Origin of the sequence: Arthrobacter sp. CAN_A6, from assembly GCF_015751715.1 — a bacterium.
GTDB lineage: Bacteria > Actinomycetota > Actinomycetes > Actinomycetales > Micrococcaceae > Arthrobacter_D.
Genome location: NZ_JADOUV010000010.1, coordinates 1 through 24,374 on the forward strand (window position 1 = coordinate 1; position 24,374 = coordinate 24,374).

Consider the following 24,374-nt stretch of genomic DNA (forward strand, 5'->3'; position numbering starts at 1 on the left):
TGCTCACTGCACGTGCGGTCCTCGAACAATCCCGACACCATCGTCGGTTCGTCGCTCTTCGCCGACGGCGCCGCTGCCGCGATCGTCACCGCGCGGGACGTTCCCCTCGACGGCCCCGCCCTCAGCCTGGATCACTTCGAGACCGTCCTCACCCCGGTGGGCGAGGAGTCGATGGCCTGGAACATCGGTGACGAAGGCTTCGAGATGGTTCTCGGCACGTATGTCCCCCACATCATCGACGAGCACATCGTGGGCGCCCTCGAGCCGCTCCTTGCGCACGACGAAACGCTCAAGGGAATGGCCTACCGCGACATCGAGCACTGGGGAATCCATCCCGGCGGGCGCAGCATCCTCGATAAAGTCGAGGCGAAACTCGACCTGACCGAAGAGCAGCTCGTGCCCGCCCGCGAGACGCTGCGGAATTTCGGCAACATGAGCAGCGCCACCGTGATGTTCGTGCTGAAACACATCCTGGAGCAGCCGTCGTCGGGAGGCAACGGCCGCATCTGTTCCATGGCGTTCGGCCCAGGGCTCACGGTGGAGACGGCGCTTTTCACCAAAGTAGGAGCATGAGCCCTACGGGCTTCCTGGCGCGGCGGGATACAACCGCCGTCGAGGAGATGGACAAACCCGACTGCGATCCGGGCCGGCTGGAGAACACGTACCGTCAGTTCGGCCTCGTCAATGCAGTGGTATCGGGTTGGCGCCACACCTACGTCACGCTGCTGCGGCCGCGCCTTTCGACCTCGTCGTCGTGTTCACTGCTCGACGTCGGCTCCGGCGGCGGGGATGTGCCGCGGGCTCTCGCCCGGTGGGCACGCAGGGACGGCCTCGATCTCGACATCACGGCGATCGACCCCGACGAGCGCGCCCATGCGTTCGCTGTCGCACGACCGAAGGTACCCGGGCTGGCGTTCCGCAGGGCCTTCAGCTCAGAGTTGGTGGCGGAAGGCCGGACGTTCGACGCAGTGATTTCCAATCATCTGCTGCATCACCTGTCCCCTGACGGTTTTTCAAGCTTGCTCCGGGACACCGAACAACTCTCGCCCGGTATCGCCGTGCACAGCGACATCGCGCGGCACCGTCTGGCGTACGGACTGTTCTCGGTCGGGACGCTTCCCCTGCGCGGTTCCTACATCCGTAAGGACGGGCTCACGTCCATCCGGCGCAGCTATACGCCCGCGGAGCTCCGGCTCCGCCTCGAGGAGGAGCGCAGCACGGGCTGGAGCGTGCGGGGCGCTCCCCTGTTCCACAATCTGCTGGTGTACGAGGGCGGGGGCGACGACCATGCATGACGTCGTCGTGGTGGGCGGCGGGCCCGTGGGCCTGTACACGGGGCTGCTGCTCCGACGGGCCGGACTCGACGCCGTCGTGCTGGAGCGGCGCACCGAACGCAGCAGGCATTCACGCGCCATCGGAATCCATCCTCCCGCACTCGCGGCGCTCGACTCCGCCGGGGTGGCAGCTGCCCTGGTATCACGGGGGGTGCCGATCCGCGAGGGGATCGCCAGGAGCCGCGGAAAGCACGTGGCCGGCGTGTCTTTTCGAGATCTGCCCGGTGAGCACCGGTATGTCCTTGCCGTACCGCAGGCGGTGACCGAGGAGGTTCTCGAGGCAGTGCTCGACGACGAGTACCCGGGCACCCTGCACCGCGGCGTCACGGTGGGCCGGGTCCGCGACACGGGCGATCGGGTGTTCGCCGAGACCCGGACGGACGGCGCCGACAGGCTGCTCGAGTCCGCCCTCGTGGTCGGGGCGGACGGGGCCCGGAGCGGTGTCCGCGATGCCGCAGGCATCAGGGCACCCGGGCTCACCTATCCCGACTGCTACGTCATGGGGGACTTCGCCGACACCACGACGGACGGCGCCGCCGCCGTGCTGTATCTCGAGACGGGCGGCATCGTCGAATCCTTTCCGCTGCCCGGGGCGGTCCGCCGCTGGGTGGTGCGCGTGGCGCGTCCGGTGGAGCGACCGACGGCCGAGGGCCTCGCGACGCTCATCGCGGTACGCACCGGGATGGCTGTCGATCCCGGAAGCAACAGTATGCTCAGCGCCTTCGAGGTGCGTTCACGGCTCGCCCGTCGGCTGGTTTCCGGACGGACCGCGCTTGTTGGCGATGCCGCCCACGAAGTGAGCCCCATCGGCGGACAGGGCATGAACCTGGGTTGGTTGGACGCAGAGCGGCTGGTGCCGATCATTGCATCCTCGCTGCGGGACGGCGAGGACGTCGGGCGAAGGTTGCGGTCCTTTTCTACCGAACGGCGGGAGGCGGCGCGCCGTGCCCGGCGGATGGCCCACGTGAACATGGCACTCGGGCGTCCGCTGCCGTCAGCCGTCCTGGCGCCCCGCAACCGGCTCTTCGCCGGACTGCTCCGGATTCCGGCGGTGCATGCTGGGGTGACCAGGGCGTTCACCATGCAGTGACTGCCGGATTCAGTCACGCCGGACCCCGGACCCCGTGACCCCCCGGTTCCGACCGGGTGGCATGTCGGCAGTCTTCCTGCCGACCCGCCGCCGGACAGGGAAAATCCCCCGTCTCCCGTAAACGCTGCCCGTGCATCAGGTGATCCGACCCGCGCGGCACTTCAGGGATCCAGGGGATTTTCTCCTTGCGGAGGAGCCTACTTGAAGAGGCCCTTCTTGACGTTCTCGGGGCGCTGCATCTCGCCCTGCTTGGCACCCATGACAACGACGATGCCGCTGATGACGGGAAGTACCCACTGGAGCATCTTGAGCTGGGACTGGGCCTTGGTAAGTTCGTCGGATGCACCGGGGCGGGGCTCCGTGGCCCCCTGGCTACCCTCGTCGGCGAGTTCGCCGACCTTCTTGCCGAGGATGCCGGAGTACAGCGAAAGCGCCATGCCCACCACCGTGATGATGGACTTCCACAGGGTGTTCGATCCGACAGTGTCCTGTGCTGCGACACGGCCCTTGTTGCCGATGATCAGGCCGACGCCGCCGGCCGCGTGGGCCGCGAAGGCAGCAACCTGCACCGGAGTCCACATTCCCCAGCCGAGGCTCGACAGCCGGGTGCGCTCCTTGGGATCCTTTGCCTTGGCTGTGGCGCCGTTGAGTCCGATGGCGCCCATGAGGGTGCCGCCAAACCAGGCTGCCGCACCGAGATCGTGGGCTGATCGTGCCAAAAGGTTTCCTGCCATGATGTCGTGCTCCTTTAATCTTTTGATTCGGCCTACTCTCTACATTTATCAGCATGCTTAGGATTAAGCTACGGGAAAGGTGAAAAACCCGCGGCCGGGGAGCAGGTCCCCCATCGGTCGCCTGCGAAAGGAGCTACGCCATGGCAGAATCCGACCACCAGCACAGGAAAGTGGATGAGGTGTGGGCCGACTGGAAAGAGGCGGTGAACATGAGCGCATCGACCCTCGAGAAATGGCTTGACACCGAGGAATCGAAGGCCGTAGGGCAGAAGGAGGGCGGAGAGTCGGTCGGACACGCCTCCGGCCGCCGGATCGTCGAGCTCCTCGGCACCAGGAAGGAGGACTTGACGGACGCCGACGCGGCGCACATGAGGAAGGTGGTCGGCTACGTGCACCGCCACCTTGCGCAACGGCCCGCCAAGGAGGAACTTGAGCATTCCAGGTGGCGTTACTCCCTCATGAACTGGGGCCACGACCCCCTGGAGTAGGTCGCTGGACTTCCTGGAACGACGCTACTTCCTGCTGAGGGCGCTTTCCTTGTGGGCGGCTTTCGCCCCCGTCTTCGCGCTCTCGACGATGTAGTACGGCTCGTCCTCGGACGCCTTGAACTTCTGGTCGGAAAACTCGAACTCCTGAACGCGTTTCTCGACGATCTTGCCTTCGGTGGTTCCCTGGGAGGTATTCCAGGTCACCTTGTCTCCCTTGGAAAATGACATGGTCGTTCCTTCCTGAGTTGTCTCCCGCTGGGGGTAGGGGCGTTTTTCGACCCTACCCCCAGGTGGAGACCGGATGGAAGGCTATCCCTCGAGGTGGGTGGGCGCGAAGAGCCTCAGGAGAGTCTCGACCACCACCACGTTGGGCCCCTCGGCCGCGAAACTTTCCTCGAGGGCCTGCCGTACGCCCGATGGTTCCACGCGTCGTGCCGGCACCCCGAAGGACTCCGCGAGTTTCACGAAGTCGGGCCGGGAGAGTTCAGTGGCGGTCGCCTTGCCGAAGGCTCCCTCCATGTACTCGCGCAGGATGCCGTATCCGCCGTCGTCCACGATCAACCATGTGACCGCGAGGTCGTGCTGCCGTGCCGTGGCGAGTTCGGCAATGGAGTACATCGCCGAGCCGTCGCCCGAGACAGCGAGCACGCGGGGGTTCTTCCCCTTCGATCCGAGTCCCACTGCGCCGCCGATGGCACCCGGGAAGCCGTAGCCCAGGCCACCGGCTCCCTGCGCCGAGTGGAACTGCCCGGACCGGGCGTCCCAGCAGCTCCAGGCCCAGTATGCGGAGATGGTCATGTCCCAGAACGTCTGCATGTCGTCCGGGGCCGCCTCGCGGATGTCGGCCAGGAAGCGGCGCTCCATGCCGAGGTCCTGGGAGTCCAGTCGCGCGTGCACCTTGGCGAGTGTCTCAGCGACGAGGGCCACGGCGTCGTACCCGTCCGTGCGGCTCCGGTCCAGGTCGGCGAGTCCCTCGTCGATCGCCTTGAGCGCCTGCCCCGCATCGGCACGGATGCCCAGCGCCGGGCGATTCGACTCGAGCACGCGCGGTTCGGCGTCGATCTGGATGATGCGTCCGCGCGGTTCGAGCGTGAAGTAGTTGGAGGTCACCTCACCCAGTGAGGAGCCGATCACCAGCAGAAGGTCGGCGTCCTCGAGGACCTCGGTGACATGCCGGTCCTCGACCCAGGACTGAAGGGACAGCTCATGGCGCCAGGGAAAGGCGCCGTTGCCTCCGGGCGAGCACACCACCGGTGCGCCCAGCTTCTCGGCGATGGAGAGGAGCCATTCCTCGGCGTTGCCCCTCCGCGTACCGCCGCCCGCGACGATGGCGGGCCGCTTCGACGAATTCAGCCATGCGAGCGCTTCGCGGACCAGTTCGATGCGGGGCGGGTTGTCGAAGGGCTCCGCCAGGGCATCCTCCACCGCCGGAACCAGAACGGGATCCAGCAGCACGTTCTGCGGCACCTCGATCCAGACCGGGCCCTGGGGCGAGGAGACAGCTTCGGTCCAGGCGTCCTGGATGGCGGAGGGAATGCCCGAGGCGTGCTGGATGAGCCTCTGGCTCTTGCTCACATTGGCGGCCGACGCCTTCTGGTCATCGAGCTGGTGCAGCATTCCCTTGCGGCGCGCACCCAGGCCCTCCAGGGGGATCTGGCTCGCAATGACGACCATCGGCACACCTGTGGCGTACGCCTCCTGCAACCCCGCGAGGGAGGTGAGCGCACCGGGGCCGGTCGAAAGGAACAGTACTCCCACCTCGCCGGTCGCACGCGCGAAGCCGTCGGCAGCAAAGGCCGAGTTGTTCTCCACGCGGGAGGAGACGAAGGTCAGCCGGGACCTCGACAGGGCGTCGAACAGGCCGAGCGCATGCTGGCCCGGGATCCCGAAGACCGTCGTCGCACCGAGGGCCGTCAACGTTTCGACCACGAGGTCGCCGCCGTTGCGCTGGCCGGACACGGGCTGGGGTGGGGCTGAGGCTGCGCCGCCGGTGATGTCCATTCAGTTTTCCTTGCCGTTGGTCGACGGAAGGTTGTCCGCCATCAGGCTGACGAGGTCATAGGCGACATGGGAGGCCGCCACACCGGTGATCTCGGCGTGGTCGTACGCGGGCGCGACCTCGACGACGTCCGCGCCCACCAGGTTCATTCCGCGGAGCCCGCGCAGGATCTCGAGCAGCTCGCGGCTCGTGATGCCGCCGGCCTCCGGCGTCCCGGTGCCGGGGGCATGGGCGGGGTCGAGGACATCGATATCCACCGAGATGTAGAGCGGGCGGTTGCCGATGCGGGTGCGGAGCTTGTCGACGATCTCATCGACTCCCTGCCGGAACACATCGGACGACGTCACGATGCCGAACCCGAAGCGGCGGTCGTCCTCGAGGTCCTTCACCCCGTACAGGGGGCCCCGCGTACCCACATGGGAAATGGCTTCGGTATCGAGGATGCCCTCCTCGACGGCCCGTCGGAACGGTGTACCGTGCGTGTACTCCGCACCGAAGTAGGTGTCCCACGTGTCAAGGTGCGCGTCGAAGTGGAGCATCGCCACGGGCGAACCGGCACGCTCGGTGGCGGCCCGAAGCAACGGCAGCGCAATGGTGTGGTCACCGCCAAGTGTGACGAGGCGGGCGCCGCCGGCAGTCAGGTCCAGTGCGTTCTGCTGCACCGTCTCGATCGCTTCGTTGATATTGAAGGGGTTGACGGCCATGTCACCCGCATCTGCGACCTGCACGCGCTCGAACGGGGAGATGTCGAGCGCAGGGTTGTAGGGGCGGAGCAATCGTGAGGCCTCACGGATATGGTTACCGCCGAACCGGGCACCCGGCCGGTAGGAGACCCCCGAGTCGAAGGGCACGCCGACCACCGCGATGTCGGTGCGCGGCACCTGGTCGAGGCGGGGCAGCCGGGCGAAGGTCGCAGCTCCCGCGTAGCGGGGGATCTGCGCAGAATCGATCGGCCCTAGGGCTCCGCCGGCGGTGATCCGTATATCTTCCAAGGTGTCGCTCTCCGTCGTCCGCCCATGGGTGCGTCAACTGGTTGCTCAATATGCATCAACTGTTTCACCCTAGGCTAATTGTGGCGGGGACCCTCGTCAAGCACCCACGAAAACCTGCCGGAGGCCCGGAGCGCCGGGCGGAGGACGCAGTTAGAGTCAGGAGAATGGCATCGACAATAGAAGTCCCCCTCCACCCCGGCGCTCCGGCCGACATCCCGGACGGATTCGTCCGGGTCCGCGGGGCGCAGGAGAACAACCTACGGAACGTCGATGTGGACGTCCCCCGGGATGCGGTGGTCGCCTTCACCGGCGTCTCGGGTTCGGGGAAGTCCTCCCTCGCGTTCGGCACCATCTACGCCGAAGCGCAGCGGCGGTACCTGGAATCGGTGGCGCCCTACGCCCGCCGGTTGATCCAGCAGGGCCACAACCCCAAGGTTGAAAGCATCAGCGGCCTGCCGCCGGCCGTCGCACTCCAGCAGCGCCGGGGCACACCGAGTTCACGCTCCACCGTGGGAACCCTCACCACGCTCTCCAACTCCCTGCGCATGCTGTTCTCCCGAGCCGGCACCTACCCGCGCGGAGTGGACCGACGCCTGGAATCGGACGCCTTCTCTCCCAACACTGCGGCAGGCGCCTGTCCCCGATGCCACGGACTGGGCACTGCCCACACCGTCACCGAGGAGAAGATGGTGCCGGATCCCTCCCGGACCATCAGCGGCGGTGCTGTCGCCGCCTGGCCCGGCGCGTGGCAGGGCAAGAACCTCCGTGACATCGTCCGTGAGCTGGGCCACGACGTCGACACCCCCTGGCAGGACCTGCCGCAGGAGTCCCGGAACTGGATCCTCTTCACCGAGGAACAACCGCAGGTGCAGGTGACGCCTCAGCGGGACCGCGTCGCCAAGCCCTACAAGGGACGATTCTGGAGCGCCAGGAGCTACGTCCTGCACACTCTGGCGGATTCGAAGAGCCAGTCGATGCGTGAGCGGGTGCTCCAGTACATGGAATCAGGCCCCTGCCCCATCTGTGGGGGAAGCGGGCTCCGCCCGGAGGCGCTCGCCGTCACCTTCGCCGGCCGGAGCATTGCCGAGCTCAACTCCCTGTCCTTGGCAGACCTTGCCGCGGTCATCCGGCCCACTGCCGGACTGGAGGAACCCGACGCCGCGTGGCAGTCGCCGTCATCCGGTGAAACCACCGGTGTGGCCGTCACCATCACCCGCGACCTGCTGCAGCGCATCGACATACTCCTTGAACTCGGCCTGGGTTACCTGAGCCTCGGCCGGACGACCCCCACGCTGTCCCCCGGAGAAATGCAGCGCCTGAGGATTGCGACGCAGCTGAGGTCCGGCCTGTTCGGGGTCATCTACGTGCTGGACGAACCCTCGGCGGGACTTCACCCGGCCGATGCCGAACCGCTCCTGAACGTCCTCGAAGCGCTCAAGGCATCCGGCAATTCCGTGTTCGTAGTCGAGCACAACATGGACGTGGTGCAGCGTGCGGACTGGATCGTCGACGTCGGGCCCCGCGCCGGTGAGGGCGGTGGCGCGGTACTCTACAGCGGCCCGGTGCCGGGCCTGGCGGGAATCGAGGAGTCGGTCACGCGGCCGTTCCTCTTCCCGGACCTGGCGCCGGACAACACCGTGCCGGCCCGGGCGCTGCGGCAGGCGGACCGCTGGCTGCGGCTGGAGGGCATCCGTCGGCATAACCTCAGCGATCTGGACGCCGATCTTCCCCTGCGCGTCCTCACCGTGGTGACCGGTGTGTCCGGATCCGGCAAATCCACCCTGGTGAGCCAGGTCCTTGCCGATGTGGTCGGCAGGCACGTCCGCAACGACTCACCGGTGGATCCCGAGGACGACGCCGGGAACGACTTCGAGTCGGCACCGGGCGACCGCACCGTCGTCGGCCGCGTGGAGGGCCTGGAATCCCTCGACCGCGTGGTGCGGGTGGACCAGAAACCCATCGGACGGACGCCGCGCTCCAACCTCGCCACCTATACCGGACTGTTCGATGCCGTCCGCAAGGCCTTCGCCACCATGGACGTCGCCCGCACCCGGGGCTACGACGCCGGCCGGTTCTCCTTCAATGTGGCGGGCGGCCGCTGTGAGACCTGCCTCGGCGAAGGCTTCGTCGCCGTCGAGCTGCTGTTCCTCCCCGGCAGCTACGGGCCGTGTCCGGCCTGCCACGGGGCGCGGTACAACCCCGAAACCCTGGAGGTGCTGTACCGGGACAGGACCATCGCCGAGGTCCTGGGGCTGACGGTCGACGACGCCGCGCACTTCCTCGCCGACGTGCCATCCGCCGCGCGCAGCCTGGCGACACTTCGGGAGGTGGGCCTGGGCTACCTGCGGCTCGGACAACCGGCCACCGAACTCTCGGGCGGTGAGGCGCAGCGGATCAAACTGGCCACCGAACTGCAGCGTGCACGCCGGGGACACACCCTGTACCTGCTCGATGAGCCGACCACCGGCCTGCACCCCGCGGACGTGCGGCTGCTGCTGAAGCAGCTCAACACGCTGGTGGACGCCGGCAACACGGTGGTGGTGGTCGAGCATGAGATGGATGTGGTGGCTGCGGCCGACTGGGTGATCGATCTCGGCCCATCCGGAGGGAACGAGGGCGGCCGCATCGTTGCCTCGGGGACACCTGCCGCCGTCGCCGTCTCGAGCGGGAGCCGGACAGCCCCCTACCTGGCGAAGCGGCTTGCGCCGACCAGCCCGGGAAGCCGGAGGAATTCAGCCGTGTGACGCCGCCGGGACGAGGGTCCACAGGATGACCGCGCGGACATCCGTCGGATTCACCCAGGTATGCGGTTCCCGCCCCGGGAAGGTGACGGTGTCACCCGGTTCGAGCTCGTAGCGCTCGTTGGAGAAGACCAGTTCGAACCTGCCCTCGATGACGTGGAGGGTCTCGACCTCGCAGTCCACCGAGTACAGCTCGTCCTCACCGCGGCCGTGTGGCTCGATGACGGCCCGGATCATCTGCAGCCGACGCTCCGAACGGGCCGTCAGGAGCCGCTCGTTGATTCCTTCGCCGCCGAGACTGATCCGCGGTGCACCACTGAGCTTGGTGAGGTGGATCTCCGGAGCGAGGAACAGATCCCCGATCGAGATGGACAGCACCTGGCACAGCGTCACCAGCGACGCCACCGAGGGCGAGGTGAGGTCCCGCTCCACCCTGCTGAGGAAACCCTTCGTCAGCCCCGTGGATTCGGCAACCTGCTCGATGGTCATGCGCTGCGACTGCCGTTCCGCGCGAATGCGCGACCCGATGGCCACCGGGGCATTGGTGGGTTCAACTGGCAACGCTTTCATGGGATCCTTTCGGCAGGGAGCAGGCTTAGAGCTTATCCACCATTACACGTGCCGCCCGCACTGGTGGGTGCCTACTGCGTTGACGTGTAAGGCGCGTCACAGTAGCCTACTACGCAACATTAGTTGCCTCCAAAGCACCAAGCACGGGTCAGGACAAAAAATGCAGACTATCAATATCGCGATCGTGGTCGTGTACCTCGTTGCCATGCTGGGTTTCGGTTGGTGGGGCAAGTCGCGGACCAAGAACACCAGTGACTACCTCGTCGCCGGACGCCGTCTCGGCCCGCTGCTCTATACCGGCACCATGGCCGCCGTCGTGCTGGGCGGGGCTTCCACTGTGGGAGGGGTGGGCCTCGGCTACACCTTCGGCATCTCCGGAATGTGGCTCGTCGTCGCCATCGGCACGGGCGTCCTGCTGCTGAGCCTGTTGTTCGCACCGACCATCCAGAAGCTGAAGATCTACACCGTCTCCCAGATGCTGACCCTCCGCTATGGGCACGAGGCAACGAAGGTGTCCGGCATCGTCATGCTTGCCTACACGCTGATGCTCTGTGCCACGTCCACCGGTGCCTACGCAACCATCTTCGTGGTGCTCTTCGGCTGGGACCGGGCCCTTTCCATCGCCCTCGGTGGGGTCATCGTGCTGATCTACTCGACCATCGGCGGCATGTGGTCGATCACCCTCGCCGATATGGCACAGTTCGTCATCAAGACCATCGGGGTGTTCGCCCTGATGCTTCCCTTCGCCCTGGCCTCGGCGGGCGGCTTCAGCGGCATTGCCGCGCGATCCGAAGCCGAGTTCTTCAGCATCACCGGAATCGGCCTGCAGAGCATCATCACGTACTTCGTGGTCTACACACTGGGACTGCTGATCGGACAGGACATCTGGCAGCGGGTCTTCACCTCGAAGACACCGGTGGTCGCCCGGTGGGGCGGGGCCGCTGCCGGCGTCTACTGCATCCTCTACGGAGTGGCAGGAGCGGTAATCGGCATGGCTGCGAGCGTGATCCTGCCGAACATCGAATCGCGTGACGACGTGTATGCGGACATCGCCATCAACGTCCTGCCGATCGGCGTCGGCGGACTGGTCCTGGCGGCCGCCGTGGCCGCCATGATGTCCACCGCTTCGGGTGCGCTCATCGCTGCTGCGACCGTAGCGCGCACCGATGTCGTTCCCTACGTTCGAAGCTGGTTCGGCCGGGGTCCCGGCATCGACCCGGCGTCCGACCCGGAGGGAAGCGATGCCGCCGCGGAGGACGGGCACGACGTCGCGTCGAGCCGCCGGTGGGTCCTCGGCCTCGGCATCGTGACGATCGCCCTGGCGATCGTGGTGCAGGACGTCGTCGCCGCGCTCACGATCGCCTACGACATCCTGGTGGGTGGCCTGCTCGTGGCCATCCTGGGTGGCCTGGTCTGGAAGCGCGGGAACGGCCTCGGCGCCGGCGTCTCCATGGCGGTGGGCACCACCGTCACCCTGGCCACGATGGCCTACCTCGAGATCAACGCGGAAAACCAGTACGACGGCGTGTACGCCAACGAGCCGATCTACTACGGCCTCCTTGCCTCGGCCGCCGCCTACGTCCTCGTGTCCTACGCGACTCCGGCCACCAGCGCTTCGGTGATGGCTGCGTGGGAACGGCGGGTTGCGGGAATCCTGCCCGACGACGACGGCGCAGGGCCTGCCGGACCGCCCTCGTCGACCGGGCACCGGGCCCGCTGAGACTGCCTGCCGGCAGCCGATGCTCCACCCCGAACCGAAAGAGGCCGGCCTGACCAGGGGAAACCCCGGGTCGGGCCGGCCTCTTCAATGCCTAGTCCGGATTGTTCGACTTGCCCGCCGCGGTCGGCCGGCCGTCGCTGCCGCCGGGACCGGAATCCTCTCCCGCCCCGGTGGCGCGGCGGCCCTTGACCCGATCGGCACGGGATTCCGTGGCGGGCCGTTTTGCCGCCCTGGCGACGGACACCGCTGCGATCCTGCCCAGGAAGGGGCGGTCTTCCTTGGCCATGGAACTGAGTCCGTGGCCGCTTTCATCGAGCGCGGTCTCCTTCTCGGCGCGCTCGATCTCGGCGGCAGTGATCTCGCTGTCGTCCTCCCGGTTCCATGCCTTGATGGCGGCCCAGCCCACGGCAGCTACCGGGACGGAAAGGATGGCGCCGATGATGCCGGCCAGGATGGTCCCTGCAGTCAGCGCAAGCAGGATGACCAGGGCGTGCACGCTGAGCGTGCGCCCCATGACCACGGGCTGCAGGAAGTTGCCCTCGAGCTGGTTGACCACGATCACCACGATGATCACGATCAGCGCCGTGGTGGGCCCGTTCGCCACCAGTGCGATGAGTGCTGCGAGAACACCCGCGAGCGTTGCCCCCACCAATGGGATGAAGGCTCCCACGAACACGATGGCCGCGAGTGGAAGGGCGAGCGGTACGCCGAGAATCACCAGCGCGAGGCCGATGAAGAAGGAGTCCACGAGCGCCACGATCGCGGTACCGCGCACATACCCGCCGAGCACCAGCAGGCTGTCGTGCCCTACGCGCCGCGCCTTCACGAGTCGCTTGCCCTTGAACGCGCGAAGGATGAAGGCCCAGATCTGCTCGCCGTCCTTGAGGAAGAAGAACAGGATGACCGCCATGAGCAGGGCACCGGTGATGAAGCTGCCGGCCGCACTCAGTCCGGAGATCGCCCCGGCACCCACCGTACTGCTCGTCGCGAAGTCGATGGCGGCGTCGCGCGCCTGCTGGATCTGCTGGTCGTCCACAGGGATGGGCCCGTCCTGGACGAAAGCGTAGATCTGGTCGAAGCCTTCAGTGGCCTGGCTGACGAGCTGGCCGGCCTGCCCCACGATGGCGAAGATGATGCCCGTGATCAATCCCCCGAAGGCAACGAGGAGCAGCAGGAACGAGAAGCCGGTGGCCGCAGCACTGGGCCAGCCCTTCCTGCGCAACCACAGCACGAGGGGACCGATGGCTGCGGCAAGAATCAGGGCCAGGAGCATCGGAATCACGACGAGCCTCACCTGGATCAGGGCGTAGACCATCACGACTGCGAGCACGAGCAGCAGGAGCACCTGTGCCACACGGATGCTCGTACGGCCGAGTGGTCCCTGCCACGGACCCGTCTCCCCTGAGGGGTGTATGTTCTGGTTGCTCACTCTGTTCCCATCCGATCGTTGACTTTCAAAGTTTTCGCCGGTCCCCGGCTGTTCGGAGCGGTCCCCTCGAGGAGCAGCCGCGAGCGCACCTCGCGCCGCAGGACCTTGCCGATCAGCGAGCGCGGCAGCTCCTCGATCGCAAGAATGCGTTTCGGTACCTTGTAGGCCGCCAGGGCCGCCCGGCAGTGCGCGCGGAGGGCATCGGCGTCGAGATCGCAGCCCTCCCTCAGGACCACGACGGCGACGACGTCCTCACCCCCACCGGCCCGCGGCAGCCCGACGACGGCGGCGTCGGTCACGTCCGCATGGGCTGACAGGGTGTCTTCCACCTCCGACGGCGCGACGTTGAACCCGCCGGTGATGATCAGTTCCTTGATACGGTCCACGATGGTCACGTAGTGGTCCGCGTCGACCCGGACGATGTCACCGGTGCGGAACCAGCCGCCGTCGAGCAGGGCGGCTTCGGTTTCCTCGGGCTTCCGCCAGTAGCCCGAGAACACCTGTGGCCCCCGGATCAGCAGCTCCCCCGGCTGCCCGGGTTCGCGGTCCTGGACGGGATCGTCCGGGTCGACGACGCGGATGTCCGTATTGGGGAACGGCAGCCCTACCGTTCCGGGGCGCCGTGTGGGACCGATGGGGTTGCCGATCGCCACCGGCGACGTCTCGGTGAGGCCGTAGCCCTCCACGAGGTACCCGCCCGTCGTCTTTTCCCACAGCTCGACAGTGGCGCCGGGAAGGTTCATCGCACCGGAGATGGCGCAGCGGATGGAACTGAGGTCGGCACCACGGGCGTTCGCTGCAGCAGCCAGCCGCTCGTAGATGGGCGGAACGGCGGGCAGGAACGTCGGCGGGCTCCTGCGGGCCGCCCGAAGCACGAGGTCGACGTCGAACCGCGGGAAGAGCACGAGCCGCGCACCGATGCTCATGGCGAACGTCAGGCACAGTGTCAGCCCGTAGGCGTGGAACAGAGGAAGGACCGCGTAGACGACCTCGCTCCCCTCCCCGAGCCCGGGAACCCAGGCCCGGCCCTGCGCGGCATTGGCCAGCAGGTTCCGGTGGGTCAGGATCGCCCCCTTGGCCTGGCCGGTCGTCCCGCTGGTGTATTGAAGCACCGCGGTGTCTTCCGACGAGGGCCGGGGGTGCTGTTTGCGGAGGGGGCGGTGGGCGAGGAGCTTGCGCCAGCTGAGCACGGGCGTCGGCCCGGACAGCCGTTCCGACGTCGTCAGGGCGTCCCGGGATTTCTTCGCTGCGGGCAGCGGAAGGGAGAGGGCGAGCCGCTTTCTTGCGGGCAGCGCCGCGGGGAGGCTGACCGACACGATCGATCCGACGCCGACGTCGGCCGGCAGCGCCTGGACTCGTGGCACCACTTTGTCCCACACCACGGCCACTGTGGCCCCGTGGTCCTCGAACTGGTGGCGCAGTTCCCGATCGGTGTAGAGCGGGTTGTGCTCGACGACGATGGCACCGAGCCGCAGCACGGCGTAGAACGCCACGACGTGCTGGGGACAGTTGGGGAGGACGAGCGCCACCCGGTCTCCGGCGCCGACGCCCAGACGGCGCAACCCCTCAGCCGCCTTCAGTACTGAATCGCCGAGGTCGCGGTAGCTCGTTTCCGCTCCGAAGAACTCAAGCGCCACCAACCGGTCGTAGGAGCGGACGGACGCTTCCAGCAGATCCGGAAGGGACCCGCCGGGTACGGCGATCTCCGCGGGTACATCGGGGCCATACCGGGTGACCCACGGACGTGGCGGCGCGAAATCCATAAGCCTGCTTCCTGTTTGGACGGAACCGACTCTACCGCGTGCGGGACGCCCCACGGTAGCCCGCTTCCGACGTCGGGGCGCGGTCGGCGCGGGGACGCGTGCTCCCCCGCGCTAGGATTAAGGGCAGCGAACCGCCGACCAGGAGTACCGAGTGAGCGCCCCCGAGGCCAGTCCCAGTCCACAGGACGTTAAGCGGTGGCGGCAGTACCTTGCAGATGAGCGTGCCGAGGCAGCCACCTATCGCTACCTCGCACAGCGGCGGCAGGGTGAGGAACGCGAAATCCTCCTCGAGCTCGCAGAGGCCGAAGGTCGCCACGAGGCGCACTGGCTCGCCCTGCTGGGCGGCGCGGCAGGCAGACCCGCGACGCCGTCCGTCCGGAACAGGATTCTCGGGCTCCTCGCCCGGCGCTTCGGTTCGGTTTTCGTGCTGGCCCTCGCCCAGCGCGCCGAGGGACGGTCCCCGTATGCCACCGATCCCTCGGCCACCAGTGCCATGGCCGCGGATGAACAGATCCACGAGGAGGTGGTCCGCGGACTCGCCACCCGCGGCAGGAATCGGCTCTCCGGCAACTTCCGGGCTGCCGTCTTCGGGGCCAACGACGGCCTGGTCAGCAACCTCGCACTCATCATGGGCATCGGCGCCACGGGCGTATCGACGTCGTTCATCCTGTTCAGCGGGCTCGCGGGACTGCTGGCCGGAGCGCTGTCGATGGGTGCCGGCGAGTACGTGTCGGTGAGGTCGCAGCGTGAGCTGCTCTCGGCGACCCGGCCCACCCAGATCACCCTGACCGCCGCGACGGAACTGGACATCGCGGCGAACGAGCTGGTCCTGGTCTACCGGGCACGCGGCATGACCCCGGAAGCCGCCGAGCACCGCGCCGCCGAGCGGATGGGGCTCTACGGCTGCGACTGCGACCCGAGCTATTCCCTCCAACCCGACGACGACGTCACTCCCGATGACCACGAAGCCGTGGGAACCGGTCTCGGAGCGGCGGCGTCGAGCTTCTGTTTCTTCGCCTCAGGCGCCATCATCCCCGTCCTGCCATACCTGCTCGGCCTGACGGGCGCGGCCGCCGTCGTCACCGCCTGCGTCCTGGTGGCCCTTGCACTGCTGGCCACGGGCGCCGTCGTCGGGCTGCTGTCCGGCACCTCGCCGCTCCGGCTCGCACTGCGGCAGATGGCGATCGGCCTGGGTGCCGCAGCGGCCACCTACGTGCTGGGCCTGCTGTTCGGCACCTCGGTTGTCTGAGTACGCTTCCGTCGACGGGGCAGCCGTGGACCACCGCGACCCCGCAGGACGAGACTAGCGAAGTCGTCGTTGCCCTGCGCACGCGCCGCCGATCAGCCGGTGATGTGCTCCTCGAGCTTCGCCAACGTCCTCTCGATGCTCTCGGGGTGCCGCCGGGTGAAGCCGGTGAGCCGGAGGACCAGCTTGAAGGGGACGCCGCGGGCATCCCACTGCTCGGTGACGAGGGTCGCGTCGCCGCGCGGTTCCAGGGTGTACCGCCAGGTATGGCGCGAGAAATGGCGCCACGCGATGCGGCGCCCCTCCTCGAACTCGGTCACCGTGTTGAGGATCTTGTAGCTGGCCCCCATGCTCATGTCCATGCCGAAGCGCGTGCCGAGCGCCAGCCGCTTCGGACCGTTGGGCTGTTCGCCCTTCACCGTGCCCGAGCCGTCGATCACACTGTGCAGCGCAGGGGTCGCGAGCACCTCGAAGATCCGGTCGGCGGGTGCTTCGATAAGGCGCGTCCGGGTGATGAGGTAGGCGGAGGGGCGAGGCTCGGAGACAGTAGTCATTCCGCTATTGTGCCTGACCCTCCTGGAAGCGCCGGTCCTACGTCGAGGCCGTTGCGTTCTCCCTGCCGCCCATCACCACGCTGCCCTCACCGACCGACTCGGGGACGGCGTCGTGCTCCAGGGTGGTGGCCAGGGGCTTTTCGGTGACGAAAAGGCACAGCACGGCGGCGATGGCAGCCAGCGGCGCCATGTAGAGGAACAGGGGGATGAGCGCTTCGCTGTAGGAGTTCACGATCACGCTGCGCAGCTCCTCGGGAAGGCTCTGCACCAGGGCAGGCGTCAGGGAGTCCCCACCCTCCGTGGCCGCGGCTGCCTGGGCGGGAAGCCGCTCGTCGAGGAACCCCGTCAACCGCGTGGCGAACAGACTGCCCACCACTGCCGAGCCGAGGGTGGCGCCGATCTGCCGGAAGAAGTTGTTGGCGGCCGTCGCCGTCCCCACCTGGCTGAGCGGGAAGGAATTCTGGACGATCAGCACCAGGATCTGCATGTTCAGGCCCAGGCCCAGGCCCAGGATCCCCAGGTTGAGGCAGATATGCCATACCGCGGAGGACGCCTCGAGCATGCCCATCAGCACCAGGGCCACCACCATGATGGCCGAACCGGCGATCGGCATCCACTTGTACCTGCCTGTCCGCGACACGAGCTGTCCCGAGACGATCGACGAGACCAGCAGCGCCCCCATCATGGGAATCATCAGCATGCCGGCCTCGGTGGCCGAAGCACCCGTCGCCATCTGGAGGTAGGTCGGCATGTAGCCGATGGAGCCGAACATCGCCACGGAAGTCAGCAGGCCCGCGACCGTGGTGAGCTTGAAGTTGCGGTCCCGGAAAAGCGACAGGGGAATGATCGGCTCGGCGGTGCGCCGCTCCACCTGCACGAAGACCACTGCAGAAACGACGGTCGCCGCAATGAGGCCCAGGATCACGGGGCTCGTCCAGGCATAGGTGCTGCCACCCCAACTGCTGACCAGCACCAGGCCGGTGGTGGCCAGTGCAATGAACACCATGCCCCAGAGGTCCAGCGTTGGTCGCACCCGCACGGCCTTCGGCCGCAGGAACAGCGTGGCCCCGACGAGCGCCAAAGCCCCGACCGGCAGGTTGAACCAGAACACCCAGCGCCACCCGGGACCCTCGGTGAGCCAGCCGCCGATCAGAGGTCCCACCACTGAGGCGAAAGCGAAGACGCCTCCCATCAGTCCCATGTACTTGCCGCGTTCACGGGCGGGCACGATGTCGGCGATGATGGCCTGCGAGAGGATCATGAGTCCGCCACCGCCGAGCCCCTGGATCACGCGGGCAACGATCAGCCAGGTCATGTCGGGTGCGAGGGCGCCCACCACGGAGCCGGCGAGGAAGATCAGGATGGCGCTGATGAGCAGGTGTTTGCGCCCCACCAGGTCACCGAGCTTGCCGTAGATCGGCATCGTGATCGTCGAGGCGAGGATGAAGGCCGTGATGACCCAGAGCATGGAGCTCGCACCGTTGAGCTCGCCCACGATCGTGGGCAGGGCCGTTCCGAGAATGGTCTGGTTCAGGGCTGAAAGGAGCATGGAAAGCATCAGTGCCACGAAGACGAGCACGAATTTGGCTTCCGTCGCCGGCGCAGTGCGTCGGGGGGCAGCCGAGCGGGATTTTAGTTGACTCACCGAACTATTCTTGCACCCGCATCCGGGATCCACAATCGAATTCCGCCGGCTGCGGCCTAAATCACACGTCCTTGACGGCACAGCGGCACGGCCCGGAGGCCGCGCCGCTGTTCAGCTTCCGCCCGGAGGTCAGGGCCTGAGCAGCACCTTGATGGCACGGCGCTCGTCCATCGCCTTATAGGCCTCGGCTGCCTCGTCGAGCGGCATCACGACGTCGAACACCTTGCCGGGATTGATCTTTCCGGCAAGCACATCCTTGAGCAGTTCGGGGATGTAGGTGTGGGCAGGGGCCATTCCACCGCCCACCGAGATGTTGTTCGCGAAGAGGTAACGGATGGGAATCTCGGGGCCGCCGGCCGGCACCCCGACGAAGCCGAGGCTTCCGCCCGGCCGCGTGCTGCGCAGTGCCTGGTCCATCGATTCCTTGGTGCCCACGCATTCGAGTACCGAGTCGGCCAGCACTCCCCCGAGGAGCTCCCGGACCTTCTCGACGCCGTCGTCGCCGCGCTCGGCGACGATGTCGGTGGCGCCGAATTCGCGGGCCAGCGCCTGCCGGTCCTCGTGCCGGGACATCGCGATGATCCGCGTGGCACCCAGCCGCTTGGCGGCAAGCACCCCGCAGAGGCCGACGGCGCCGTCGCCCACGACGACGACGGTGCGTCCGGGACCGACGTGCGCACTGACCGCGGCGTGGTGGCCCGTCGACATGACGTCCGAGAGGGTGAGCAGGCTAGCGGTCAGCTCCGCGTCCGGTTCGGTGACGCCCTCGACCTTCCGCAGCGTGCCCTCGGCCTGCGGCACGCGGACCGCCTCTCCCTGGCCGCCGTCGACGTAGTTCCCGTTCTCGTCGGTGCTTCCCCAGGACGTCAGGTGGTCGCAGGCCACTGTCACGCCGTTGAGGCACTGGGGACAGGCCCCGCAGCTGTCGACGAAGGGCGCAATGACGAAGTCACCCACGGACAGTTTCGTGACGTCGTCGCCGACCGCCTCCACCACACCGACGAACTCGTGGCCGATGGCCTTGGGGCCCCTCGCCTTCCCTACGCCACGGTAGGGCCAGAGGTCGGATCCGCAGACACAGGAGGCGGTCACCTTCACGACGGCATCGGTGGGGCGGATGACGGAAGGGTAGTCCCTGTCCTCGACGCGGATATCGCCTGGACCATGGATGATTGTGGCGCGCATGGGTTCTCCTCGGAGTTCGTAGAGCTGTCGGTCGTTTCCCCGGATCCAACCCTACGCGCCAGGATCCGGGCGTGGGATCTCCGGCCGGGAACACGACGCCGCCCCGGCTGCCAGGTGGCATCCGGGGCGGCGTCGTGCCTGGCCCGTAGCGAAACGGGCGGCGGCCTAGAGGGCCGCGTAGACCTCGCGCAGGAGGGCTGCCGTCTCGGACGGCGTCTTGCCGACCTTCACGCCCGCTGCCTCGAGGGCCTCCTTCTTGGCCTGTGCTGTGCCGGCGGAACCGGACACGATGGCGCCCGCGTGGCCCATCGTCTTTCCTTCAGGCGCCGTGAACCCTGCAACATAGCCGACCACCGGTTTGGTGACATGGGCCTTGATGAATTCGGCGGCGCGCTCCTCCGCGTCACCCCCGATTTCGCCGATCATGACGATCGCCTTGGTCTCAGGATCCGCTTCGAAGGCTTCGAGCGCATCGATGTGGGTGGTGCCGACCACTGGGTCGCCACCGATGCCGATGGCGGTCGAGAAGCCGAGGTCACGCAGCTCGAACATCATCTGGTACGTGAGGGTGCCGGACTTCGATACGAGGCCGACACCGCCCTTGCCGGTGATGTTCGCCGGAGTGATGCCCACGAGCGACTCCCCCGGGGTGATGATGCCGGGGCAGTTCGGCCCGATGATCCGGGTGACCTGCTTGCCGTCGGCGTCGAGCTTGGTCTGCGCCAGTGCCCAGAACTCGGCCGAGTCCTGTACCGGGACGCCCTCGGTGATGACCACCACGAGGCCGAGGCCTGCTTCGATGGCTTCGACGACGGCGTCCTTGGTGAAGGCGGGTGGAACGAAGACGATGGAGACGTCGGCGCCGGTCTCGGCGACCGCTTCCTCGACCGTGGCGTACACCGGCAGGGTGACATCGCCGTGGGTGACGGTGGTTCCGGCCTTGCGGGCGTTCACGCCTCCCACGACCTGGGTTCCTGCTGCAACCATGAGGGCGGTGTGCTTGCTGCCCTCGCCGCCGGTGATGCCCTGGACGATCACCTTTGAGTCTTTATTCAGGTAGATAGACATAGAGAGGAACCTTTACTTTCCGTAAGCCAACTCGGCGGCCTTGTCGGCGCCTTCGTCCATGGTGGTGGCGAGGGTCACCAGGGGGTGATTGGCCTCTGAGAGGATGCGGCGGCCTTCTTCGACGTTGTTGCCGTCGAGCCGGACCACGAGTGGCTTGTTCGCTTCATCGCCGAGGATCTCGAGTGCCTTGACGATACCGTTCGCCACTGCGTCACAGGAGGTGATACCGCCGAAGACGTTGACGAACACACTCTTGACCTGGGAGTCGTTCAGGATGACGTCGAGTCCCGCCGCCATGATCTCCGCACTGGCTCCACCGCCGATGTCGAGGAAGTTCGCGGGCTTCACATTGCCGTGCGCCTCGCCGGCGTACGCGACGACGTCGAGCGTCGACATGACAAGACCGGCGCCGTTGCCGATGATGCCCACTTCGCCGTCGAGCTTGACGTAGTTGAGGTCGTGCTCCTTGGCTTTGGCCTCGAGCGGATCCGCTGCGTCCTTGTCCTCGAGGGCCGCGTGGTCATCGTGGCGGAAGTAGGCGTTCTCGTCGATGGTGACCTTGCCGTCCAGCGCGACGATGTCACCGGCACCGGTCTTCACCAGCGGATTGACCTCGACGAGCGTGGCGTCTTCCTTCACGAAGACGTCCCACAGCCGGAGGATCGTGGTGGCGACGTCGGCCCGAAGCTCGGGTGCGAAGCCTGCCGTGGCGACGATCTCGTCGGCCTTCGCCTGGTCGATTCCCACGCCGGGGTCCACAGCCACGCGGGCCAGGGCTTCGGGACGCTCCACCGCGAGCTGTTCGATCTCCATGCCGCCCTCTACGGAGCACATGGCGAGGTAGTTGCGGTTGGAACGGTCGAGCAGGACGGAGAAGTAGTACTCCTCCGCGATGTCCGCGCCCTGCGCAATCATCACCTTGTTGACCGTGTGGCCCTTGATATCCATACCGAGGATGTCCGAGGCATAGCGGTGAGCTTCCTCAGGGGTCTTGGCGACCTTGACGCCGCCGGCCTTTCCTCGGCCACCAACCTTGACCTGGGCCTTGACGACGACAACGCCGCCGATTTTCTCAGCTGCTGCTTTTGCTTCTTCAGGGGTATGCGCCACGATGCCGGCGAGCACGGGTACTCCGTGTGCCTCAAAGAGATCGCGCGCCTGATATTCAAACAGGTCCACGGATTAGTGTCCTTCTACGTCGAAGTAGGTTTACACAGGGAACTTTAGTCCCTTGGCGCGGGAGGCCTTTTCAAGACTAGCCCTTTAGTGAGTAAGCACACAGTTCTATGAGTTGTAGAAAAACCGGCGCATGAGCTAGAGCTTTCAGGCTTCCTTGGTGAGGGGCGCGTACCGCAGCAGGAGCCGCTTCTCGCCGGCGTCGAACTTCACCTTGGCCACGGTCTTGTCTCCCGATCCCTCGACGGCGAGCACTGTGCCGTTGCCGAAACTCGCATGGTTGACCCGGTCCCCCACCCCCACGGAGACCACTTCCTTCTGCGGCTGCACGCGGCCGATGGCCTTCGCCGGGGCCGACGACGTACCACCTCCGCCTGCGCCCCAGTAGGAACCGCTGAAACGGGGCCCGCTGATGCTTCCACCCGTGGTCCAGGCCGGCTTCGCCGCACCTTCCCGCTTCCACACGATCAGCTCCTCCGGCACTTCGCCCACGAACTGGCTTGCCGGGTTGTACTGGCTCTGGCCCCACATGCTCCGGACCTCGGACCGCGTCAGGTACAGCCGTTCCCTCGCGCGCGTCAGGCCCACGTAGGCGAGCCGGCGCTCCTCGGCGAGCTCCTTGGGGTCCGTTGCCGACCGCTGGTGCGGGAAGATGCCCTGCTCCATGCCGGTCAGGAACACCACTGGAAATTCGAGTCCCTTGGCCGTGTGCAGCGTCATGAGGGTCACCACGCCCTGCCTGCGCGCCTCGGCCACCGCCCGCTCCACCTCGGCGGGAGAACCCTCCGGTGCGTCCGGAATCTGGTCGGCGTCCGCCACCAATGACACCTGCTCGAGGAAGTCACCGAGCGTGCCGTCGGGGTTGTCTCGTTCGTACTCCCGGACCACGGCCACCAGCTCAGCGAGGTTCTCCACCCTCGATTCGTCCTGCGGATCATTGCTGGTGCGCAACTGTTCGAGGTAGCCGGTCTGCTCCAGCACGGCCTCCAGGGCTGCGGACGCACCCGACCCGGCAGCCACTTCGGCAAGATCGTCGATGAGCTTGACGAAACCCGCCACCGCATTGACGGAACGGGTCGCCATGCCCGGCGCTTGACCTGCACGCCGGAGGGCAGCCATGAAGCTGATCCGCTCGCGTTCACCAAGGGCCGCCACCGCATATTCGGCGCGGTCGCCGATTCCACGCTTGGGCTCGTTGAGGATCCGGCGCAGGTTCACGACGTCGTCGGAGTTCACCAGCACGCGCAGGTACGCCAGCGCGTCCTTGATCTCCTTGCGCTCGTAGAATCGGGTGCCGCCCACCACCTTGTAGGGCAGGCCGACACGCATCAGGATCTCCTCGATGGATCGGGACTGCGCGTTGGTCCGGTAGAACACCGCGACGTCCCCCGGCCGCAGGTTGTCCTCGTCCTGGAGCCGGTCGATCTCCTCGGCGATGAACCGGGCTTCCTCGTGTTCGTTCTCACCGACGTAGCCGATGATCTTCTCGCCGTTGCCCTCGGCGGTCCACAGCCGCTTCTCGGGCCGGTTGGGGTTGCGCGAGATGACGGCATTGGCAGCGCTCAGGATGGTCTGCGTGGAACGGTAATTCTGCTCCAGCAGGATGGTCCGAGCACTCGGATAGTCATTCTCGAACTCCACGATGTTGCGCACGTCAGCACCACGGAATGCGTAGATGGATTGGTCCGAGTCGCCCACCACCGTCAGTTCGGCGGGGTCGTCGGTCGACTCGCCGGGAACTCCGACGATCTCCCGCACCAGGGCGTACTGTGCGTGGTTGGTGTCCTGGTACTCGTCCACGAGCACATGCCGGAAGCGCCGCCGGTAGTAGTCGGCAACCCCTGGGAAGGCACGGAACATGAAGACGGTCTGGGCGATCAGGTCATCGAAGTCCATGGCGTTGGCCTGGCGCATGCGCTGCGCATAGCCCGTGTACACCTCGGAGACGGCCTGCTCGAACGGGTCGGAGAGGCTGACGGCGCCCGCGTAGGTCTCCTCGTCGATGAGTTCGTTCTTCAGCGCCGAGATCTTGTGCTGGATGGCCTTCGGCGCGAACTTCTTCGGATCGAGGTCCAGGCCTTTGGCGACGAGGGTGACCAGGCGCAGGGTGTCCGCCGAGTCGTAGATCGAGAAGTTCGAATTCAGTCCCACCGATGCTGCCTCGCGGCGCAGGATGCGCACGCAGGAGGAGTGGAACGTGGAGATCCACATCCGCTTGGCGACGTCGCCCACCAAAGCTTCGATCCGTTCGCGCATTTCCGCGGCGGCCTTGTTGGTGAAGGTGATGGCGAGGATCTGGCCTGGATGTGACCGCCCGGTGGCCAGAAGATAGGCGATCCGGTGACTGAGGACGCGCGTCTTGCCCGAGCCGGCTCCGGCGACGATCAGCAGAGGTGAGCCGGAATGGCGGACCGCTTCCTCCTGTTGCGGGTTGAGCCCTTCGAGCAGCTCGGAGGCCCGCTGCTCATCCACCCCCCTCGATCCGGGGGCAGAGCCCAGGGCCGGATCGGAGGGGTCGGGCGGGGACGCCGGCCTGTTCCCCTCGGTCTTGCTTGCATTCCGGGCGGGGCGGGGGTCGAAGTACGGGTCGAAAAGCATATCCATTGTGCTTTCCAGTCTAGGCGGTGCCTGTGACACTCA

General features: G+C 66.9%; 20 protein-coding genes. 7 read left to right on the forward strand and 13 right to left on the reverse strand.

The window, feature by feature from the left end; all coding sequences use genetic code 11:
• The 3 genes from IWX75_RS14720 to IWX75_RS14730 form a co-directional block, all read left to right on the forward strand.
• Window positions 1-573: 3-oxoacyl-[acyl-carrier-protein] synthase III C-terminal domain-containing protein (locus IWX75_RS14720; RefSeq protein ID WP_334684375.1), on the forward strand; the 573-nt coding region annotated here is incomplete at its 5' end.
• Window positions 570-1,295 (forward strand): class I SAM-dependent methyltransferase, encoded by a 726-nt coding sequence (locus IWX75_RS14725; protein WP_196823011.1) that lies wholly within the window; start codon window positions 570-572, stop codon window positions 1,293-1,295. The genes IWX75_RS14720 and IWX75_RS14725, both read left to right, overlap by 4 nt.
• Window positions 1,288-2,424 (forward strand): FAD-dependent oxidoreductase, encoded by a 1,137-nt coding sequence (locus tag IWX75_RS14730; RefSeq protein WP_196823012.1) that lies wholly within the window; start codon window positions 1,288-1,290, stop codon window positions 2,422-2,424. The genes IWX75_RS14725 and IWX75_RS14730 overlap by 8 nt, the downstream gene beginning before the upstream one ends.
• A 197-nt stretch (window positions 2,425-2,621) precedes the next feature.
• Here IWX75_RS14730 and IWX75_RS14735 read toward each other — a convergent pair whose 3' ends face one another.
• Window positions 2,622-3,158 (reverse strand): hypothetical protein, encoded by a 537-nt coding sequence (locus tag IWX75_RS14735; protein WP_196823013.1) that lies wholly within the window; start codon window positions 3,156-3,158, stop codon window positions 2,622-2,624.
• A gap of 140 nt (window positions 3,159-3,298) precedes the next feature.
• Here IWX75_RS14735 and IWX75_RS14740 point away from each other — a divergent pair, with 140 nt between their 5' ends.
• A complete protein-coding gene (locus IWX75_RS14740; RefSeq protein WP_196823014.1) occupies window positions 3,299-3,646 on the forward strand; it encodes a DUF3140 domain-containing protein in 348 nt (115 codons plus the stop codon).
• 24 nt (window positions 3,647-3,670) lie between these two features.
• On the opposite strand, the gene IWX75_RS14745 is transcribed toward IWX75_RS14740, so the two are convergent.
• The 3 genes from IWX75_RS14745 to speB form a co-directional block, all read right to left on the reverse strand.
• Window positions 3,671-3,874 (reverse strand): DUF2945 domain-containing protein, encoded by a 204-nt coding sequence (locus IWX75_RS14745; RefSeq protein WP_196823015.1) that lies wholly within the window; start codon window positions 3,872-3,874, stop codon window positions 3,671-3,673.
• Window positions 3,875-3,955: 81 nt separating this feature from the next.
• Window positions 3,956-5,647 (reverse strand): thiamine pyrophosphate-binding protein, encoded by a 1,692-nt coding sequence (locus IWX75_RS14750; protein WP_196823016.1) that lies wholly within the window; start codon window positions 5,645-5,647, stop codon window positions 3,956-3,958.
• Window positions 5,648-6,637, reverse strand: coding sequence for an agmatinase (speB, locus tag IWX75_RS14755; protein ID WP_196823017.1), 990 nt, complete (start codon window positions 6,635-6,637; stop codon window positions 5,648-5,650).
• Window positions 6,638-6,801: 164 nt separating this feature from the next.
• On the opposite strand from speB, the gene uvrA reads away from it, so the two are divergent.
• The gene (uvrA, locus tag IWX75_RS14760; RefSeq protein ID WP_196823018.1) at window positions 6,802-9,381 is read left to right on the forward strand and encodes an excinuclease ABC subunit UvrA; all 2,580 of its coding nucleotides are present in this window, start codon (window positions 6,802-6,804) and stop codon (window positions 9,379-9,381) included.
• Here the strand turns inward: uvrA and IWX75_RS14765 are convergent.
• Entirely contained in the window at window positions 9,370-9,948 is a 579-nt protein-coding gene (locus IWX75_RS14765; RefSeq protein ID WP_196823019.1) for a cupin domain-containing protein, read from the reverse strand. The two genes, uvrA and IWX75_RS14765, sit on opposite strands and share 12 nt — an antisense overlap.
• A 160-nt stretch (window positions 9,949-10,108) precedes the next feature.
• On the opposite strand from IWX75_RS14765, the gene IWX75_RS14770 reads away from it, so the two are divergent.
• A complete protein-coding gene (locus tag IWX75_RS14770) occupies window positions 10,109-11,668 on the forward strand; it encodes a sodium:solute symporter (protein WP_196823020.1) in 1,560 nt (519 codons plus the stop codon).
• Between the two features lie 91 nt (window positions 11,669-11,759).
• On the opposite strand, the gene IWX75_RS14775 is transcribed toward IWX75_RS14770, so the two are convergent.
• Both IWX75_RS14775 and IWX75_RS14780 read right to left on the reverse strand, forming a co-directional pair.
• Window positions 11,760-13,097, reverse strand: coding sequence for an AI-2E family transporter (locus IWX75_RS14775; protein ID WP_334684376.1), 1,338 nt, complete (start codon window positions 13,095-13,097; stop codon window positions 11,760-11,762).
• The gene (locus tag IWX75_RS14780) at window positions 13,094-14,860 is read right to left on the reverse strand and encodes a long-chain-fatty-acid--CoA ligase (protein WP_196823021.1); all 1,767 of its coding nucleotides are present in this window, start codon (window positions 14,858-14,860) and stop codon (window positions 13,094-13,096) included. The genes IWX75_RS14775 and IWX75_RS14780 overlap by 4 nt, the downstream gene beginning before the upstream one ends.
• Window positions 14,861-15,011: 151 nt before the next feature.
• On the opposite strand from IWX75_RS14780, the gene IWX75_RS14785 reads away from it, so the two are divergent.
• Complete coding sequence (locus tag IWX75_RS14785) at window positions 15,012-16,109, forward strand: VIT1/CCC1 transporter family protein (RefSeq protein ID WP_196823022.1); 1,098 nt, start codon at window positions 15,012-15,014, stop codon at window positions 16,107-16,109.
• Between the two features lie 92 nt (window positions 16,110-16,201).
• Here the strand turns inward: IWX75_RS14785 and IWX75_RS14790 are convergent, their stop codons facing one another.
• From IWX75_RS14790 to pcrA, 6 genes are all read right to left on the reverse strand, one after another.
• On the reverse strand, window positions 16,202-16,660 hold the full coding sequence (locus tag IWX75_RS14790) for an SRPBCC family protein (RefSeq protein ID WP_196823023.1): 459 nt from the start codon (window positions 16,658-16,660) through the stop codon (window positions 16,202-16,204).
• Window positions 16,661-16,697: 37 nt separating this feature from the next.
• Window positions 16,698-18,305: an MDR family MFS transporter gene (locus tag IWX75_RS14795; RefSeq protein WP_442858992.1), complete on the reverse strand. Its 1,608-nt coding sequence runs from the start codon at window positions 18,303-18,305 to the stop codon at window positions 16,698-16,700.
• A gap of 129 nt (window positions 18,306-18,434) precedes the next feature.
• Entirely contained in the window at window positions 18,435-19,490 is a 1,056-nt protein-coding gene (locus IWX75_RS14800) for a zinc-dependent alcohol dehydrogenase family protein (RefSeq protein WP_196823024.1), read from the reverse strand.
• 165 nt (window positions 19,491-19,655) lie between these two features.
• Window positions 19,656-20,558: a succinate--CoA ligase subunit alpha gene (gene sucD / locus IWX75_RS14805; protein ID WP_196823025.1), complete on the reverse strand. Its 903-nt coding sequence runs from the start codon at window positions 20,556-20,558 to the stop codon at window positions 19,656-19,658.
• Between the two features lie 12 nt (window positions 20,559-20,570).
• Window positions 20,571-21,737, reverse strand: a complete 1,167-nt coding sequence (sucC, locus tag IWX75_RS14810; protein ID WP_196823026.1) for an ADP-forming succinate--CoA ligase subunit beta — start codon at window positions 21,735-21,737, stop codon at window positions 20,571-20,573.
• Window positions 21,738-21,881: 144 nt separating this feature from the next.
• The gene (gene pcrA / locus IWX75_RS14815) at window positions 21,882-24,338 is read right to left on the reverse strand and encodes a DNA helicase PcrA (RefSeq protein WP_196823027.1); all 2,457 of its coding nucleotides are present in this window, start codon (window positions 24,336-24,338) and stop codon (window positions 21,882-21,884) included.
• Window positions 24,339-24,374: the final 36 nt, after the last annotated feature.

Coding starts and splice junctions, on each gene's coding strand:
- IWX75_RS14725 (WP_196823011.1), top strand. CDS start 570: ATGAGCCCTACGGGCTTCCTGGCGCGGCGGGATACAACCGCCGTCGAG.
- IWX75_RS14730 (WP_196823012.1), top strand. CDS start 1,288: ATGCATGACGTCGTCGTGGTGGGCGGCGGGCCCGTGGGCCTGTACACG.
- IWX75_RS14735 (WP_196823013.1), bottom strand. CDS start 3,158: ATGGCAGGAAACCTTTTGGCACGATCAGCCCACGATCTCGGTGCGGCA.
- IWX75_RS14740 (WP_196823014.1), top strand. CDS start 3,299: ATGGCAGAATCCGACCACCAGCACAGGAAAGTGGATGAGGTGTGGGCC.
- IWX75_RS14745 (WP_196823015.1), bottom strand. CDS start 3,874: ATGTCATTTTCCAAGGGAGACAAGGTGACCTGGAATACCTCCCAGGGA.
- IWX75_RS14750 (WP_196823016.1), bottom strand. CDS start 5,647: ATGGACATCACCGGCGGCGCAGCCTCAGCCCCACCCCAGCCCGTGTCC.
- uvrA (WP_196823018.1), top strand. CDS start 6,802: ATGGCATCGACAATAGAAGTCCCCCTCCACCCCGGCGCTCCGGCCGAC.
- IWX75_RS14765 (WP_196823019.1), bottom strand. CDS start 9,948: ATGAAAGCGTTGCCAGTTGAACCCACCAATGCCCCGGTGGCCATCGGG.
- IWX75_RS14770 (WP_196823020.1), top strand. CDS start 10,109: ATGCAGACTATCAATATCGCGATCGTGGTCGTGTACCTCGTTGCCATG.
- IWX75_RS14780 (WP_196823021.1), bottom strand. CDS start 14,860: ATGGATTTCGCGCCGCCACGTCCGTGGGTCACCCGGTATGGCCCCGAT.
- IWX75_RS14790 (WP_196823023.1), bottom strand. CDS start 16,660: ATGACTACTGTCTCCGAGCCTCGCCCCTCCGCCTACCTCATCACCCGG.
- IWX75_RS14800 (WP_196823024.1), bottom strand. CDS start 19,490: ATGCGCGCCACAATCATCCATGGTCCAGGCGATATCCGCGTCGAGGAC.
- sucD (WP_196823025.1), bottom strand. CDS start 20,558: ATGTCTATCTACCTGAATAAAGACTCAAAGGTGATCGTCCAGGGCATC.
- pcrA (WP_196823027.1), bottom strand. CDS start 24,338: ATGGATATGCTTTTCGACCCGTACTTCGACCCCCGCCCCGCCCGGAAT.